This is a genomic window from Nocardia sp. CA-107356 (assembly GCF_050946365.1).
GTDB lineage: Bacteria > Actinomycetota > Actinomycetes > Mycobacteriales > Mycobacteriaceae > Nocardia.
The window spans coordinates 5,894,543-5,911,674 of the sequence record NZ_CP191992.1 but is presented as its reverse complement, the minus strand read 5'-3'; the positions used below and the strand labels follow the sequence as shown (position 1 = coordinate 5,911,674).

General features: G+C 64.2%; 14 protein-coding genes and 1 pseudogene. 10 read left to right on the top strand and 5 right to left on the bottom strand.

What is annotated here, in order from left to right:
* Positions 1–70: 70 nt before the first annotated feature.
* Together ACQP1G_RS26730 and def are read right to left on the bottom strand one after the other, a co-directional pair.
* Positions 71–1,522, bottom strand: a complete 1,452-nt coding sequence (locus ACQP1G_RS26730; RefSeq protein ID WP_433192304.1) for an MFS transporter — start codon at positions 1,520–1,522, stop codon at positions 71–73.
* Positions 1,523–1,629: 107 nt separating this feature from the next.
* On the bottom strand, positions 1,630–2,259 hold the full coding sequence (def, locus tag ACQP1G_RS26725) for a peptide deformylase (protein ID WP_433192303.1): 630 nt from the start codon (positions 2,257–2,259) through the stop codon (positions 1,630–1,632).
* Positions 2,260–2,421: 162 nt separating this feature from the next.
* Here def and car point away from each other — a divergent pair, with 162 nt between their 5' ends.
* Positions 2,422–5,901, top strand: coding sequence for a carboxylic acid reductase (car, locus tag ACQP1G_RS26720; protein ID WP_433192302.1), 3,480 nt, complete (start codon positions 2,422–2,424; stop codon positions 5,899–5,901).
* Positions 5,902–5,904: 3 nt separating this feature from the next.
* Here the strand turns inward: car and ACQP1G_RS26715 are convergent, their stop codons facing one another.
* A complete protein-coding gene (locus tag ACQP1G_RS26715; RefSeq protein ID WP_433192301.1) occupies positions 5,905–6,147 on the bottom strand; it encodes a hypothetical protein in 243 nt (80 codons plus the stop codon).
* 170 nt (positions 6,148–6,317) lie between these two features.
* Here ACQP1G_RS26715 and ACQP1G_RS26710 point away from each other — a divergent pair, with 170 nt between their 5' ends.
* The 5 genes from ACQP1G_RS26710 (at position 6,318) to ACQP1G_RS26690 (ending at position 11,998) form a co-directional block, all read left to right on the top strand.
* The gene (locus tag ACQP1G_RS26710; protein ID WP_433192300.1) at positions 6,318–7,802 is read left to right on the top strand and encodes a bifunctional phosphatase PAP2/diacylglycerol kinase family protein; all 1,485 of its coding nucleotides are present in this window, start codon (positions 6,318–6,320) and stop codon (positions 7,800–7,802) included.
* A 182-nt stretch (positions 7,803–7,984) separates the two neighbouring features.
* Complete coding sequence (locus ACQP1G_RS26705) at positions 7,985–8,548, top strand: hemerythrin domain-containing protein (protein ID WP_433192299.1); 564 nt, start codon at positions 7,985–7,987, stop codon at positions 8,546–8,548.
* Between the two features lie 202 nt (positions 8,549–8,750).
* A protein-coding gene (locus ACQP1G_RS26700; protein WP_433208092.1) for an IS5 family transposase occupies positions 8,751–9,649 on the top strand; the annotation gives its coding sequence in 2 pieces (ribosomal slippage) (positions 8,751–9,155 and positions 9,158–9,649; 897 coding nt in all).
* 119 nt (positions 9,650–9,768) lie between these two features.
* On the top strand, positions 9,769–10,659 hold the full coding sequence (locus ACQP1G_RS26695) for a helix-turn-helix transcriptional regulator (RefSeq protein WP_433192298.1): 891 nt from the start codon (positions 9,769–9,771) through the stop codon (positions 10,657–10,659).
* A 604-nt stretch (positions 10,660–11,263) separates the two neighbouring features.
* Positions 11,264–11,998 carry an SDR family oxidoreductase gene (locus tag ACQP1G_RS26690; RefSeq protein ID WP_433192297.1) on the top strand — a complete coding sequence of 245 codons (735 nt, stop codon included), beginning with the start codon at positions 11,264–11,266 and terminating at the stop codon, positions 11,996–11,998.
* A 295-nt stretch (positions 11,999–12,293) separates the two neighbouring features.
* Here ACQP1G_RS26690 and ACQP1G_RS26685 read toward each other — a convergent pair whose 3' ends face one another.
* On the bottom strand, positions 12,294–12,662 hold the full coding sequence (locus ACQP1G_RS26685) for an antibiotic biosynthesis monooxygenase family protein (protein WP_433192296.1): 369 nt from the start codon (positions 12,660–12,662) through the stop codon (positions 12,294–12,296).
* Positions 12,663–13,080: 418 nt separating this feature from the next.
* Between ACQP1G_RS26685 and ACQP1G_RS26680 the strand changes: the two genes are divergently transcribed.
* From ACQP1G_RS26680 to ACQP1G_RS26665, 4 genes and pseudogenes are all read left to right on the top strand, one after another.
* Positions 13,081–13,914, top strand: coding sequence for an NAD(P)H-binding protein (locus ACQP1G_RS26680; protein WP_433192295.1), 834 nt, complete (start codon positions 13,081–13,083; stop codon positions 13,912–13,914).
* Between the two features lie 83 nt (positions 13,915–13,997).
* Positions 13,998–14,201 (top strand): annotated as a pseudogene (locus tag ACQP1G_RS26675) (IS21-like element ISAau2 family helper ATPase IstB); the annotation flags it as partial.
* 272 nt (positions 14,202–14,473) lie between these two features.
* Positions 14,474–15,094 carry a phosphotransferase gene (locus ACQP1G_RS26670; RefSeq protein ID WP_433192294.1) on the top strand — a complete coding sequence of 207 codons (621 nt, stop codon included), beginning with the start codon at positions 14,474–14,476 and terminating at the stop codon, positions 15,092–15,094.
* A 225-nt stretch (positions 15,095–15,319) separates the two neighbouring features.
* Positions 15,320–15,820, top strand: a complete 501-nt coding sequence (locus ACQP1G_RS26665) for a MarR family winged helix-turn-helix transcriptional regulator (protein ID WP_433192293.1) — start codon at positions 15,320–15,322, stop codon at positions 15,818–15,820.
* A 655-nt stretch (positions 15,821–16,475) separates the two neighbouring features.
* On the opposite strand, the gene ACQP1G_RS26660 is transcribed toward ACQP1G_RS26665, so the two are convergent.
* Positions 16,476–17,009 (bottom strand): MspA family porin, encoded by a 534-nt coding sequence (locus tag ACQP1G_RS26660; RefSeq protein ID WP_433192292.1) that lies wholly within the window; start codon positions 17,007–17,009, stop codon positions 16,476–16,478.
* Positions 17,010–17,132 lie beyond the last annotated feature (123 nt).

The following is a 17,132-nucleotide window of genomic DNA, read 5'->3' as shown; positions in this document are numbered from 1 at the left end:
GTCGCGCTGATCCGAATCCGCGCAGCAGTGATCCCGGGTTCGCCGTCCGAACCCGGGATCGCTGCCGTGGTTACCGCGCCGCGCGAGCCGACAGGGCCGCGGCGACCAGAACCGTGACACCTTCCGCGATCGCCGTGCCGCCCAAGGCATGTGCTGCCGAGAGCGCCGCACTGCCCGCGAGGCCGAGGAATACCGACCCGAAGCAGGCGATGCCGACCACGATGCCGAGTTGCACGCTGGTGACCAGAATGCCGCTGGCGTCGGCTGCGAGGGCCATCGGAATGCTGGCCAGGGTGCGGGTCATCAGCGGGCTGAAGGCGAGGCCGAAGCCGATGCCCTGGATGCCGAAGATGACCAGCGGTAGCGGGCCGAAGTCGGCGCCGTTGCGCAGCATCATGCCGAGCACCACCATCGTGGTCGCGCCGAGCACAAGGCCGAGCGGAATCATGCTGGCGTGCCAGCGATGTGGGATGCGCTCCCAATTCAAACTGGCCAGTGCGAAGGTTGCGCCCATCGGGATGAACAGCAGGCCCGCATGCAGCGCGGTGTAGCCGAGGGTGCTCTGCAGGTGGATCGCCATCACGAACATCCAGCCGCCGAAGGTGGCCATGATCGTGAACAGTGTGCCCGCGGTCAGCGCCAGCCCCGGCGACGTCAGCACACGCTGGGCGAAGAGCGGTTCACCGTCGCGGGCCGCAACGGCGCGCTCGATCGCCACGAACGATCCGATACCGATCACACTGGCGCCCAATGCGATCCACGTCCACAGCGGCCAGTTCTGCTCATATCCCAACACCATGGGCAGCACGAGGAGCAGCACCGACACGGTGAGCATCGTCAGACCCGCCAGGTCCAGCTTCCGATCGAATCGCGCTGTGGCCGAGGGCAATACTTTCGGGGCGATCAGCAGTAACGCCACGCCGATCGGCACATTGACCAGGAACACGCCACGCCAGCTACTACCGAAAAGGTCGGCATTCACGATCAATCCACCCGCCACCTGGCCAACGACCATGCCGCCGGAGATGATCGCGGAGTACGCGCTGAGCGCCTTGGCCCGTGCGTTTCCGGTGAAGTTCCGCTGGATCATGGTCATGATCTGCGGAATCATCGCGGCGGCACCCGCGCCCTGGACGAACCGGAATATGATGAGCGACAGCTCATTCCACGCCAGCCCGCAGGCCAGCGAGGCAACGGTGAACACCGCGAGCCCGGTGATGAAGGTGCGACGCTGGGTGAACCGGTCACCCAACCGCGCACCCGTGACGAGCAGCACGGCATAGGCGATCACATATCCGGCGACGATCAACTGCAACGCGGATCCGCTGGTATGCAACGAGGTACGAATAGAAGGTATGGCGACATTGACGATCGACGCGTCGAGCACCGCCATGAACTGTCCGGTGAGCAACACCGCGAGCACCGCGATGGTTCGCCGCGCACCGAACGCGGCGGGCTGAACTGCCGGACCCGCAACGGCCGACGTGGCCGCAGTGGTACTCGGCTGCAAGGTCTGGGTCATGTCCTAGAGCTTGCAGCCGATCCGACACCAGTAACAGGAGTCCGATAACACTGGTACTGGCAACACCTGGATAACGACGGGCCCTCGCTCCCATCGCAGTATGCACGTCAGGGGAGATCGAAGCCGAGTGCGGCGGCCGCGGCGGCGGGTGTCGGTTGGGACCAGCGGTCGGTGAGGGCTTGTGCGGAAGTGAGGGAGCGGGTGATGGCGCGGTCGATGTAGAGGGTGCCGTTGAGGTGGTCGGTCTCGTGTTGCACGATGCGGGCGGGCCAACCGGACACCTCCTCATCCAGCTCGCGGCCGCGGTCGTCGTGGCCGCGCAGGCGCACGCTGGCGTGGCGTGCGACCACGGCCTGCCAGCCCGGCATGCTGAGGCAGCCTTCGAAGAATGCGGAACGGGTATCGCCGATCGGTTCGTAGGTCGGGTTGATCAGGATCCGGAACGGCAGTGGAATCCGGGCGCGGGCTGTGCGCACCTCATCGGTCACCTCGGCCGGATCCTCCAGCACGGCCAGCCGCAGCGGTATCCCGACCTGTGGCGCTGCGAGCCCCACTCCGGGCGCGGCATGCATCGTCTCCCGCATAGCGAGCACCAATCGGTCCAACTGTGTGTCCGTCAGTTGCCCGTCGTACGGCGCGGCAGGGGAGCGCAGTACAGGGTCGCCCGCAGTAACAATGGGCAGTGGGCGTGGACCATCGAGCAGGGTCTCGACCAGATCGGGGAGGGGGATCGCCATGGTCTCAGGATCGCAAGTCGGCGGGCGGCGCCACGATCTGGCCGGGTAGATCGCCTATTTTGGTCGAACCTGGAATATTTAGGCAAGCTAACGTCTTACTCAACGTAGGGGTCTATCTGCAGAAACAACCGACATTTGCGAAACCACCGAAGGAGGCTGGCCATGATGAGTGATCCCCGGATGGAACGGCTGATCGGTCGCATCACCGACCTGTACGCCACCCATCAGGACATCCGCGATGCCCGGCCGGACCCGGAGATCTTCGCCGCGGTTCGAGAACCCGGACTCGGTCTGTCCCAGATCGCGGAGCTGGTGATGACGGGCTATGCGGATCGTCCCGCGTTCGGGCATCGCGTATCCGAACCGACCGCTGACGAGGCGGGTCGCCGGACCCGTCGCCTGCTGCCCGAATTCGCGACCATCACCTATGGGGAGCTGTGGGCGCAGGTCGGCGCGATCGCCGCCGATTGGCACCACGATCCCGAAAATCCGTTGCGCGCCGGTGATTTCGTCGCGATGCTCGGTTTCACCAGCGGCGACTACACCGCCCTCGACCTGGCGTGTCTGCACCTCGGTGCGGTCGCCGTGCCGCTGCAGGCGAGCGCGTCGCCCGCGCAGTTGTCGGCGATCGTCGCGGAGACCGCACCGCGCATCCTCGCCGCGACGCCCGAAAACCTCAATGCCGCAATCGAATGCGTACTGGCGGGACCGACGCCGCAACGGTTGGTCGTCTTCGACTACCACCCCGAGGACGACGATGAGCGCGACGCATTCGAATCGGCCCGCGACCGCCTCGCGAGCACGCCGATCGTCGTGGAGTCGCTGGACTCGGTACTCGAACATGGGCGCACCCTGCCACCCGTGCCACTGTTCGTTCCCGACGACGACGCGCTCGCATTGCTGATCTACACCTCCGGAAGTACCGGAACCCCGAAGGGTGCCATGTACACCGCCGGGTTGGTGAAGGCGATGTGGCTGGCCCAGCTCGAGTTGCCCGCGATCAACCTGAACTACATGCCGCTGAGCCACGTCGCCGGGCGAATGTCGCTGTACGGGGTCCTCGCCCGCGGCGGCACCGCGTATTTCGCGGCCAAGAGCGACGTCTCGACGCTGTTCGAGGATATCGGCCTGGTGCGCCCGACCGAGTTGTTCTTCGTGCCTCGCGTGTGCGACATGGTCTTTCAGCGCTATCAGAGCGAAATGGAGCGGCGAGCCGAACCCGATACCGACCGCGCCGAACTCGACCGAGCTGTGAAAACCGAACTGCGCGAAGACTTTCTGGGCGGCAGATTCATCACCGCGATCGTCGGCAGTGCACCGTTGGCCGCCGAGATGAAGACCTTCATCGAATCGGTCATCGACACGGACCTGCACGACGGCTACGGCTCCACCGAGGCGGGCGGCGGTGTCATGGTCGATGGCATGATCCGCCGTCCAACGGTCATCGACTACAAGCTGATCGACGTGCCCGAGCTGGGGTATTTCGGCACCGACCAGCCGCATCCGCGCGGCGAACTGCTGTTGAAGACCACCACCATGATTCCCGGCTACTACAAGCGTCCCGAGGTCACCGCGGAGATCTTCGATGCGGACGGCTTCTACAAAACCGGCGATATCGTGGCCGAACTCGGGACCGATCAGCTCGTCTACGTCGATCGCCGCAACAATGTGTTGAAGCTGTCCCAGGGCGAATTCGTCGCGGTCGCACATCTGGAGGCCGTCTATGCCAGCAGTCCGCTGCTCGAGCAGATCTTCGTTTACGGCAACAGTGAGCGCGCCTATCTGCTCGCGGTGATCGTGCCGACCGAGGAGGTACTGCGCAGCGCCGATCCGAAAGCGGCACTGAGCGATTCGCTGCAAAGGATCGCCAAGGAAGCCGAGCTGAACTCCTACGAGATCCCGCGCGATTTCCTGATCGAGACCGAACCCTTCACCGCCGAAAACGGTCTGCTCTCCGGTATCGGCAAGTTGTTGCGCCCCAAACTGATCGAGCGCTACGGCGACCGGCTGCAGCAGCTGTATGCCGAACTGGCCGACGGGCAGGCGAACGAACTGCTCGTGCTGCGCCGTGAAGCCGCGAATCTGCCGGTGCTGGACACCGTGAGCCGCGCCGCCAGGGCGCTACTCGGTTGCGCCACAACCGATCTGCGACCGGAGGCGCTCTTCACCGATCTGGGCGGCGATTCCCTGTCCGCGCTGTCGTTTTCGAATCTGCTCCGCGATATCTTCGATGTCGAGGTGCCGGTCGGCGTTATCGTCAGCCCGGCCAACGGGTTGCGCGAGTTGGCGGCCTACGTCGAATCGGCGCAGGGCTCCGGAGCGATCCGGCCCAGCTTCGCCTCGGTACACGCCCACGCTGATCTCGCGCGTGCCGATGAACTGACACTGGATAAGTTCATCGATGCGCAAACGCTCACCGCCGCAACGACTCTCCCGCACCCGACCGAGACCCGGACGGTGCTGCTGACCGGCGCCAACGGCTACCTGGGCCGCTTCCTGTGCCTGGAATGGCTGGAACGACTGGACAAGACCGGCGGCACACTGATCTGCGTCATCCGCGGCAAGGATGCGGCAGCGGCCCGCGCCCGGCTCGAGGATGCTTTCGACAGCGGTGATCCGGAACTGATCCGGCACTACCGAGATCTGGCCGCCCGCCGCCTGGAGGTACTGCCCGGCGATATCGGCGAGCCGAATCTCGGCTTGGACGAGGCGACCTGGCATCGGCTGGCCGATACCGTCGATCTGATCGTGCACCCCGCCGCGCTGGTCAATCACGTCCTGCCCTACGACCAGCTCTTCGGCCCCAATGTTGTTGGTACCGCGGAAGTCATCCGCCTGGCCATCACCGCGCGGCTCAAGCCCGTCACCTATCTGTCCACCGTGGCGGTCGCGGCCCAGATCCGTCCCTCGGCGTTCGAGGAGGATGGCGATATCCGCGAAATCAGTTCCGTGCGCGCCATCGACCAGAGCTACGCCAATGGCTATGGCAACAGCAAATGGGCGGGCGAGGTGCTGCTGCGGGAAGCGCACGATCTGTGCGGGCTACCCGTTGCGGTCTTCCGATCCGATATGATCCTGGCCCACAGTCGATTCGGCGGCCAACTCAACATTGCGGACATGTTCACCCGGCTGGTGCTCAGTCTGGTCGCCACCGGCATCGCCCCGTACTCCTTCTACGAGACCGACGCTGACGGCAAACGGCAACGGGCACACTACGATGGCTTACCCGCCGACTTCACCGCCGAGGCGATCACTACTCTCGGTGCCGAGGCGCGCGACGGTTTCCGAACCTTCGATGTCCTCAACCCGCACGACGACGGCATCTCGCTCGACGAATTCGTGGACTGGCTGGTCGAATCCGGCCACCCCATCCAGCGGATCGACAACTATCAGGAGTGGTTCACCCGGTTCGATACCGCGCTGCGCGCCCTGCCCGAGAAGCAGCGCCAGGCTTCGGTGCTACCGCTGCTGCACGCCTATCGCCGTCCCGGCCCGCCGATCCGCGGCTCCGCCATCCCGGCAAAGGGTTTCACCGCCGCGGTCCAAGCCGCGCATATCGGGCCCGAGCACGATATTCCACACCTGACACCCGCGCTCATCGACAAGTACATTGCCGATCTGCGGCTGCGCGGCCTGCTGTAACGCTCAGCCGAGCCCGAGGATGGTGATGGTGCGGCGGGTGGCGTAGTCGACCACTTCGTCGCCGTCGGGGTCGACATCGCCGTCGAGCCAGTCGAGGAACAGCACGAGCAGCGCACCGGATATCGCGCTGACCGGCCGGGGATGTCGACCGGAATCGGCGGTGAACCGCGCGGCCTGCTCCGGTGCGAGCTGGGTTTGCGACGAGTGTGGCGAACGCCGGTAGCGCGTCGGCGCCGTGGGGCCCAAGGTGTCATCGGCGAGTGTCCGGGTGTCAAGCGGAGGGGCTGGAAACCATCGTCTTCGGCGCTCGATGCGTTCGACCTGGCGTTCTGCTGGTGTCGATCATGATGCGCGGTGCTTTTGACCAGCAGCGATGGCTACGGGCGCAGTGGTACGGGCGTGGATAGCCTGGGAGGATGAGGCAGCGGATACCGAATCCGTCGCGACGGAAGCTCGCGGGGCGGGTGGACGCGTGGTTGGTGGCGCGCACTGCACGGGTACGGCCGACGCCCGCCGATCGATTCCTGCGGACCTTGAGTAGGAGTGCCAACTACAACCGGCTGTGGCTGGTGATGGCGGCGATGCTTGCGCTGGGCGGCGGTCGGGGACCACGGCGGGCGGCCCTACGTGGGCTCGTATCGGTCGCGCTGGCCGGCTCGGTGGCGAATGGTGTTGCGAAACCGCTGTTTCCGCGGCGCAGGCCGCCCGATGAGTCGGTGCCGTTCGTGCGGCGGCTGGTGACACCGCCGGTGTCCTCCTCGTTCCCCTCCGGGCATGCCGCCTCCGCCGCGGCCTTCGTGACCGGTGTCGCCCTCGAATCTCCGGCGACGGCGGTCGCTATCGCGCCGATTGCGGCGGCCGTCGGCTATTCACGCGTGCACATCGGCGTGCATTGGCCTTCGGATGTACTCGCGGGGGCGGCGTTGGGCAGTGCGATAGCCCTCGGCACCCGGCGGTGGTGGGCGCGGCGCGAGGATGTGCCCGCCGAACTCGGGCAACTTCGACAGATCGCCCCGGTGTCCAACGGTTCCGGTCTCCTGCTGGTGACGAATGCGCAATCCGGCGGCTCCGGTGCCGACCAACTGCGGTCACTTCGCGAAAGACTAACCGCCGCAGAGATTGTGGAGGTGAACGACGATCTCGCCGCGCAACTCGACCACCGAGCGAGCCGTGATGATGTCGTCGCACTGGGCGTATTCGGCGGCGACGGAACGGTATCGGCCGTCGCGGCGGCAGCGATCGAACACGGGCTGCCGCTCGCGGTATTCGCTGGCGGCACCCTCAACCACTTCGCCCGCGATACGGGCGTGGAACGGCTGGAACACACCCTGACCGCATTGGAATCGGGCGAAGCGGTCCAGACCGATACGGCCCTGGTGCGATCGGACGGACTCGCGCCACGCACCTTCGTCAACACCGCCAGCCTCGGCGGCTATCCGGACTTCGTCCGGACCAGGGAACGCTGGGAGCCGCGTCTCGGTAAATGGCCCGCCGCGGGAATCGCCATGGTGACTGCGCTGTCCCGGGCCCAGCCGCTGCCTGCGACCATCGACGGCGTCGATACCGCCATCTGGATGCTGTTCGTCGGCAACGGCCACTACCGGCCCACCGATCAGGTCCCGATGGCGCGCCCGCTACTGCACCAGGGCACCCTCGACGTGCGGTATCTACGCGCGGACGTGCCGTTCTCCCGAATCCGCCTGATCTGGGCCACGCTCACGGGGACCCTCGACCGCTCCGCGACCTACGTACACCGTCGCGCCGAACGGCTGACCGTGCACATCGACAGCGGACCGGTCGCCTTGGCCACCGACGGCGAGGTCGACAGCAGCGGCACGGACTTCGCCTTTACCAGCCGACCCGCGACATTGACCTTGTTCCGCCCGGCCGATCCCCATTGACCGCCTCGAGCGCGGCGGATCAAGATCCACCTTCCCGGGGCGCTGAGGGCAAACGGCTCGCAACCGTGCTTCGGCGCGGACCACGGTCGGCTAGTTCTTCCACCGGAACGTGGCGCGCTGGCCTGTCTACGGAGGAGTATATGAAATACACCGCCGCCGTCGGCGCAGAAACGAGGTGCACGATGGGAAACCTGGATGAGAATGCGATCGACCTGCTGACCTCGCAGCACCAGCAGATCCGGCACCTGCTCGACAAGCTGAAATCGGGGCAGGACGATAAGCGAGAAATGTTCACCGAGATGGTGCGGCTCCTGGCGGTTCACGAAACCGCAGAAGAAGAAGTCGTGCACGCGGTGGCGCGTCGCTCGTCATTCGGCGCCGAGGAAATCATCAGACCCAGATTGGTGGAGGAGAACGCGGTCAAACGCGCGCTGGCCGAACTGTACGACCTCGGCGTCGACCATCCCGAATTCGATACGAAGCTATCTGATTTCGCCGCTACGTTCACCGCGCATGCCGCGAACGAGGAGACCGAGGAATTCCCGTTCCTGCGCAAGCAGTTCTCGGTGAATCAACTGGAGCGCTGGGCGGGCATGCTGCACGCCGCCGAGAAGGTCGCGCCGACCCGCCCGCATCCACACGCGGGCGAGACCGGACTGGCGAACCTCGTGACGAGTCCGCCGTTGGCGGTGTTCGACCGAGTCCGTGACGCCGTCCGGGATTGGCGCCACAAGAACGGTCGCTGACGAGCAGCTGAGCCGCGACAGCGACGCCGACCGCCCGCGCGGCCTGAAACTAGTACTAGGACGTGTTTAAGAAGTAGGTTCGCGTTGGTCGCGCGGGTGTGAAAGCGCTTGTCGGGCATGGTGTGTCGTTTACTGGGAATGGGCGAGGTCTCCGGTAAATGGTTTGTTTACCAAGACGAACCAGAACACCGGAGACCTCGTGATCAGCGTAGCAACGAGGCGGGCGGACTTGACCGAGGAGCAGTGGGTGGCGATCGAGCCGTTGCTGCCCGTCGGGAAGAAGTCCGGTCGCCCGCCGAAGTGGACGAAACGGCAGCTCATTGACGGGATTCGGTGGCGAGTCCGGGTCGGGTCGCCATGGCGGGATGTGCCGGCGTGCTACGGATCGTGGGAATCGGTGTACGGGCTGTTTCGACGGTGGCAGCGCGCCGGGGTGTGGACCCGGATTCTGTCGGCGTTGCAAGCGCTCGCCGACTCCGAAGGCCGGATCGCCTGGGATGTCAGCGTCGATTCCACGATCGCGCGAGCGCACCAGCATGCCGCTGGTGCGCGGAAAAGGGGGACCTACAGACCGAACCGCCGTGCACCGGGGATGATCCCGAGCCCGACGATCACGGGTTGGGCCGCTCGCGTGGCGGATGGACCACCAAGACACATCTGGCGTGCGAGCAGGGACGAAAGCCGTTGGCGGTGGTGATCACCGCTGGTCAGCGTGGTGACAGTCCACAGTTCGAGGTCGTGCTCGAGCAGATCAGCGTGCCGCGCGTCGGCTCGGGGCGGGCGCGGACCCGCCCCGACCGGGTCTTGGCGGACAAGGCATACAGCTCCCGTGGCAACCGGGCCTACTTGCGGCGGCGCGGTATCAAGGCGACTATCCCGGTGAAGGTCGACCAGGCCGCCAACCGCCGCAAGAAAGGCTCGGCCGGTGGGCGAGCGCCGGCCTTCGACAAGGACACCTACAAACAGCGCCATGCCGTCGAATGCGGCATCAACCTGCTCAAACAGAACCGTGCCGTCGCAACACGATTCGACAAGCTCGCGGTCCGATACAAAGCAACCGTCGAAATCGCCGCCATCAACATCTGGCTCTCAACTTCTTAAACACGGCCTAGCAGCACCTGGATACCGCTAGCAGCGTCAGGGATCATCATGGGATGAGTGCAACATCGCGCAGCGATTCGATGAGGGGTGGCGGCCAGGTGACGGGTGGGCGCGATGTTGTGGATGTCCGCGCAGTACGCAAGGCGCGCCGCGCCGAACTGGGCGCATTCCTGAAGTCCCGGCGCGCGCGGATCACCCCCGAGGACGTCGGCCTGCCCCCGGGGCCCCGGCGCCGCACACCAGGCCTGCGACGCGAAGAGGTCGCGCAACTGGCGGGGATCGGAATAACTTGGTACACCTGGCTGGAACAGGGTCGCCAGATCAATGTCAGTGTGCAGGTGTTGAATGCGGTGGCGCGGACGTTGTCGTTGGATGCTGCGGAGAAGGCGCATTTGTATCGGTTGGCTGATGTGCCGACGGTGCCGACGGCGCATGCGGGAACTGCCTTGCCGGAAGAGCTTCAGGTGATTTTGGATCATCTGGAGCCGTTGCCGGGGGTGGTGTTGAGTCCGCGTTATGACGTGTTGGCACATAATAAGTCGTATGAGGTGTTGTGCCCGGGTTTCGTGAAGGGGGAGCGGAATGTGGCCCGTCGGGTGTTCCTGACCCCGGAGTGCTGCAATACCTATCACCACAATTGGGATGACTTGCGGCGCATGGTGGGTTATCTGCGTGGTTCGTATGCGAAGAATCTCGGTGATCCGGGGTGGGAGGGTTTCATCTCCGAATTATGTGCCGAGAGTGAGGCTTTCGCGTCATTGTGGGCTCGTAATGATGTTGCTGTTCCGGCGAGTCGTACGAAGCAGATCCGAAATTTGGCGGTGGGGGAGTTGGAGATGTTCTTGACGAGCATGAGTTTGCCTGCACTGCCGCATGCGTGGATGCAGATTTATACCCCGGTCGATGAGGTGGCGTGGGGGAGGTTGCGTGAGTTGTTGGCGATGAGTGAGGAACAGCGCCAACAGCCTTGGATCGAGCATCGCGAGCAGTATCACGCTGCTGCGGGGTAGTGGGCGGCTCGTTGTGACCGGGCGGGCCCGTAGCAGAGGTAGTGGGCGCTGTCGGTCCGGTCACTGATGCTGCGCCTGGCGAGCAGCCAGTGTCCTCGTCGGCGGCTCCAGCGTCCGTCGATCGGCTTTCTGGCCCAGCGGTATTCGCGGGGTCCGTGAGCTACGGCCCCGACCGGCAGAAGTCGCGGCAGCACCGACAATCCTCGCTGGGGAACCGCACCCACTCGTGGACGGAATGATCCGCGACGTTCGCCGAGTCCGTGTCGGTTCGCGCCCTGGCACGGCTCCATCCAGAACCATATCGTCAACCAGACCGGCAGACCACTGCTGGTAGAGGCACGAATCGGCCTCCCGAAGGTGGGCTGAGCGCGAGACTGGCTCAGATCAAGAGGGTTGGATTCCAGTGCGGTTGCGACCGCCGTCGTATTTCGCTAATATAATATTGGAGTCATATAATATTAGCTCGGTAAGAAGGCTTCAGCTAGTGCCTCGAGATCAATGCGGCTCCGGCCGAACGCCAGCCGCCACGATCTGGACTCCAGTCGCGCGTTCTCTGCTGGGCCGACGCTGATCTGAGCTTCATCCACTATCAATGGAGAATTCCATGCCGAATACCGATCGTGTCGCCATTGTCACCGGCAGTGCGCGCAGCATCGGCCGGGCGATCGCGCTGCGTCTGGCCGCAGACGGTGCGAAGGTCGTCGTCAACTACAAGGGCAATGCCGAGGCGGCCGAGGAGGTCGCCTCTACGATCGAAGCAGCCGGTGGGCAGGCCACCGTCGTGCAGGCGGATGTGTCCGATCCGGCCCAGCTGAGGTCGCTCTTCGATGCTGCAGAACACCGGTACGGCGGGCTGGATGTGTTCGTGCACAATGCCTATGGGTTTGCTGCCGGGCCGATCGCGGGGGCGTCCGACGACGACTACACGCGGTCGTTCGCCACCAACGCCCAGGCCACGTTCGTCGCGTTTCGGGAGGCTGCCGCGCGGGTACGCGACGGCGGCCGGATCGTGTACATTTCCTCGTCGGCCACCCGGGCGAGCGACCCGTCCACGTCGTTGTACTCCGCGAGCAAGGCGGCGGGTGAACAGCTGGTCCGGGCCTTCGCCCGCGAGGTGGGGCCACGGGGAATCACGGTGAACAGTGTATTGCCGGGTCCGACAAATACCGATGCGATGCAGCCCATGAAGGAGATGTTGACGGAGCGGGTCGCCCGGACTCCGCTGGGCCGCTTCGGTGAGCCGGAGGATATCGCCGATGTCGTCGGTTTCCTGGCCTCTAATGACGCTCGATGGGTTACCGGTCAAAGCATCGCCGCCGACGGGGGCCTCACAGCGTGACAGGCAGGCCATGTACAGCGACATCCCACAGGCTCGGCCGTTGACAATTTCGAGAACATATCCCCGGTGCTGCTGGGCAAGAGCCCCGCGCGCGGCCAATGCCACAATCGGGGCGACTCACCGAGCAGATTCTGACCCGGCTGATGCGCCGACGCCGGACAGCCTCGGCGGCGCATCGGATCGGGGTATTTCGCGTCGAGCCGACCTGATCGGAACGTGGGGTCCGCGAAGCCTTCCCGCCTACTCCGGGTCGATACCAAACCGCGGACCCTTCGGCGAAAGAAGGGCTGCCGCGTCAGGGAAGCGTGTCGCCGGGCGCTACGTCGATCGCGGTTTGGTACACCATCGGTCGCGCGGTGACGTCGAGTTCGGGGTCGTTGTTCATCCGCTGGATCGACTGCTGCCACTCGGGATCGGTTCGCGCCGCGTCCAGTGCCGTGCCGCTTGCCCATTCCGCGACATTGATAAACGTCAGCTCGGCGTTGCCGCTCACAGCCTGGAGCATTCGGGCGCGAATGAATCCCGGTGCCGACGTCATACACCGAGCGTTGTCCTTCCAACGGCTCAGGAAGCGATCCTTCTGCGACATGGGCACAGAGAAGGCGTTGATGAGGGTCACGGGCTGGTCGGTGCTGGAGGCCGTGTGGCCGGCTGGAAGCGTCATATTGTCATATTAGATGACAATCATGTTAGTTTGCTACTGCGTTGGCGCGTGGAATCAGCCAGCCATTGGATCGGGTCACCGACGATCTCGTCGCAAACGGTCCGGCCGACTCCCCGCTTCGCAGCCGCTGAGCCCGGCCGGCAGGATAGACCTGTGGCGAGTTGTTGACGCCGAGGCCCGAGCGACATACCGCCGGGCGCTCGAGCCGGCCAATCGACCCTCTGGCGGCGGATCCTGATCTGACGGCTCGAACAGAACCTTCGATGAGACCGACACGGCGACTCACCCCATGCTCGACACCGGTCGCGCCGAACCCTCGGCAACTACGTTTCTAACACTATATGAAACACATATATTATGAGCTAAGCTGATTCGTGTCAGCCGGAGCGATCCGGGACCGACTCGAGAAGGAGCTGCTATGTATCTCGTCACCGGCGCAACGGGGGTGATCGGTCGACCGCTCATGGACACACTCCTTGCGAGCGGAGCGCAGGTCAGGGCGGTGACCCGACAGCCCGCCGTGAGCCTGCCCCAAGGGGTCCAAGCCGTGACGCCCGACGATCTCGACTCCGTCCTGCAGGGCGTCGACTCCCTTTTTGTTCATCCACGAGCGACCAAGGACGACATCGCGAGCCTGCTCGCTCACGCCGCCGAACACCGCGTCGGACGTGTGGTGGTGATGTCGGCGATCAACGCCGACGCCGACGTGTCGCTGCAGCCTTCATGGTTCAACGGCGACCGTAATACCGAGGTCGAACGCGCGGTTGTGAACAGCGGGTTGCCGTGGGTGAGCGTACGGCCGAGTTCTTTTGCGATGAATACGCTTTCGATGTGGTCCGGTCAAGTTGCCAACGGCGACACGGTGTTCGGCCCGTTCGCTGAATTCGCTGAACCACTGATCCACGAGTGGGACGTCGCCGACGTGATCGCACGGGCCATGGTCGATGATTCACTGCTCGGCCGAACGATCCCGATTACCGGGCCCGAGGCGCTGCGTATGGACCAGCTTGTCGCCATCATCGGAGATACGCTCGGCCGGCCTTTGGGGTTTCGAGAGGTCCCCTCCGAGATAGCCGCCAAGGGCATGATCGCGCACGGGCTCGACAAGCAGTTCGTGGACGCTCTGATGGCGCGATACGCCCGCGAGATCAAACAGCCGATCGCGGTCACCAGTTATGTCGAGGACATCCTCGGCCGTCCGGCTCTCCCGTTTGCCACGTGGGTAGCCGATCACAAGGATGACTGGTCATAACCCACGGTATTCAGGGTCGAGCAGCGCAGCCTCGCCGATTACGGCCGGATGTTCGACCTCGATTTCGGCGGGGAGATCGCCTGATGCCAGCTAAGACCGCAAACACCAACGCCCGCAACATCACCAGCGAGCTGGCGTTCCTCACCCGAGCGTTGAAAGCGTCGGCACTGGCCAGCTCGGTCGAGCAGCTGGCCTAACGAGCCCGCGCCGAAACCTGGAGCTACGAGGAGTTCTTGATCGCTTGCCTGCAACGCGAAGTCGCTGCCCGCGACGCTCATGGCGGTGAACCTGCAACTTTCCGACCTGTAGCCCGCCGGAGGAAGTCTGCACTTCCCAATGGCCGCAGGAATGATATCCATACGGCACGATACGCATTAGATCTAATATGGAACACGAATAATTGCTACGTCTTGCCACGAACGAGGGGTTGAGAGGTTGCCTGGTATGGGTGAATCGCTGCGGGTTGATCCGGACAAGCTGCGGACAGCAATCGGCGGCATCGCACATGAGCTGACGGCGCAACTGTAGTCCACACTCCACCGGGAGGGCGGATGCTGGGGTGACGAGCCCGGCCGAATTCCGGGCGAAAGCTCCCCTGCCCGACTGGTACCCAGAATCCGGGGACTCGGAAGGGTTCCTGCGGATGCTCGCCGAATACGACGAACGCAACTACCAAAACTTTCGCAAAGTCCCCTGGCTACGCACGGCATTCAAACACCTCGGCTTTCCGAAATCTCTGACCGGTCGCCTGAACAAGATGTTCACGGAAGCCAGACCACAGACCTTTGCGCTCATCCACGCCGACCTGACCCACGGCAATATCCTCAGGGGAGCAAACGGAGTAACTGTTGTCGATTACGGTCTCGCGCTCTACGGTCCACCGGATTACGACGACGCCGTCAAAGCACACCGAAATGCTGATTCCGCGGAGCTCCGCGTAGAGTTGCAGCCGCACCTCTATCAACTCGATGTCAGCCGGGCGCTCCACGACACCGTTCGTCTACTCAGCGGACTACGCACCGGCACACTGGAACACGATCAGGCACTAGCCCTCGCCACAAACGTGACCACGGCACTGGCCAGAGCCAACGTGGTCTGGGGGCGAACCCCCACAGATACGGCCCGCACCTATCTCTTCGATCTAGTGCGGGAGTCGTTCAACGAACCACCTTATTTGTAGAAATTCGAAACATGCACGCCATGGTTCGCGGCCCGACATCAGGGGCGGATTGTTGTTCATCCGCTGAATCGATTGCCGCCACTCCGGATCCGTCCGTTCTGAAACATGGACACCGGCGCATTGGCGAGCGCGACAGGCATTTCGATGAGAGCCATCGCATGGCAAGCGAGGAGTAAATTATTGTCATCTTATACGACAATATGACTAGCATGCTACTGTTGATGTGTGCCGAATCAATTGTTGGACGATCGTGGGGCGTTTCTGCTGTCCCAGATCGGCCATCACGTCTCACGCAGATTCACGACACGGCTTGCCCCGCTTGGACTCACCCCCGCCCACTTCGGGATTCTCAGCCATCTCGCCGCCGCCGACGGGCGCAGCCAGCAGGAACTCGCCGACCTTCTGCAGGTTCACCGCAACACCATGGTTGGGCTTGTCGATGAACTGGAAGAGCGGGGATTGGTGCAGCGCCTACCGCATCCGGCCGACCGCCGCGCGCATGCGATCCATCTGTCCGATCGCGCTCGCACGCTACTCGCAGCCGCCGAGGTCGAGGCCAATTCGATCGAGGACGAAATTCTCGCCTCGCTCGACAACGCCGACCGGACTCAGCTCAATCGCCTGCTACGGCGCATCTCCGCGCACGCCGGGTTGCCCCCCGGTGTACATCCCGGTCTGCAGCGCAGACGACACACGGCCCGCACCACATCAGCCGAACCCGAGTGAGGTCGGCGTCGATTGCTTTCGATCGAATCGGTGCGGAAGGGGGTACCGCCAGACCGGGAACAGCTCGTTCTGGCGGGCGGCGTCTTTGACACAGCGCACGATCACGCCGGGCGGTGCCCCTTGGGGTTTGGAAGTGAAGGCGGGATACGGGATTCGACGATCTCGGCGTCGGCGATCCACTCACTGCTGTCGGGGTCTGGGACTGCGCCCGGGTAGTTCACTGGTGTCCATATATCGTCGATGTTGTCCGCGACAGCGCACATCCCAGCCGTCAGCGCCACCAGCTTCGGGCCCGATGCGGTCGTGTTTCCAGCTGGTTGGCATCCGTTCGATCAGTTGCCGTATGCGGGTACGATCGGCGCATCGTGGCCTGGGCCAGAGGATGGTGGGGTCAATGCACCTGCGGGCGGTCTCAGCGATGCATCAGGTCTCGACGACGGCGGTGGTGGTGGCGGCTCGAGCCGAGGCTGCATCGCGCCCGGTTGCCCGGCCGGGGCTGGGGTGTCGTCGCACCTGGTTGCGGTGCCGTTGTTCTCGCAGACCGCGTCTGGGAAAGGGATAATCGGAGCCGCCTGTCCGGAGCCGGGGGCAAGCACGGTCATCGCGGCCACGGAGCAGGCCACCATCCAACGCCGCCGTATTGTCGGAATGCGCATCACAACCACACCGGGTCGCCGTAAACCGCCGTTGAATTGTCGGCAGTACCCGTCGACATCGACACGATGGCGAATGAACGCAGGCTGACCTGGCCGAGGCATCCATCGATCTTGATTTCCACTTGGTCGACCGATATCGAACCGTGCGCGCCGGCGAGGGATTTGGTGCCGAGCGGGATCGAGGTGATGGTACCGGGCTTGATATTCGCCGCAAGGCTTGGCATGAGCTGGGCGTTCGCTCCCACCGCGACCCCCGGGGCGGGCACAATTGTCACCATCGCGTTCGGCCCTATGATGGCAGCCATCCCGGCGGTGATGCCGTTTGTGACATCTGCCTGGCAGCCCAGTTGATAGCCCACTTGGACTGTGCCGGTATTGGCCGCCGCGCTTCCAGGTCCAGTGATGTCGGCAGATGCGGACAGGCTGACGAATCCCTCGCGAGTGAACGGCGAATCCGCCAGATTCGGTTGCCTTTCAACCTGTTCTGCTGTCTTCGTGATCCGCAGTTCCCACCCGTCTGCGGTATCGACCACACGGGATTTGTCCGCCATCCCGTCCGCAGGGGCGCCACACATCGCTGCGATCGAAGCGCACACCAGCGCTATTGGGTGTTTCATGAATGCTTTCCCTATTTCTCCGCCATATGGGTGCAGGCA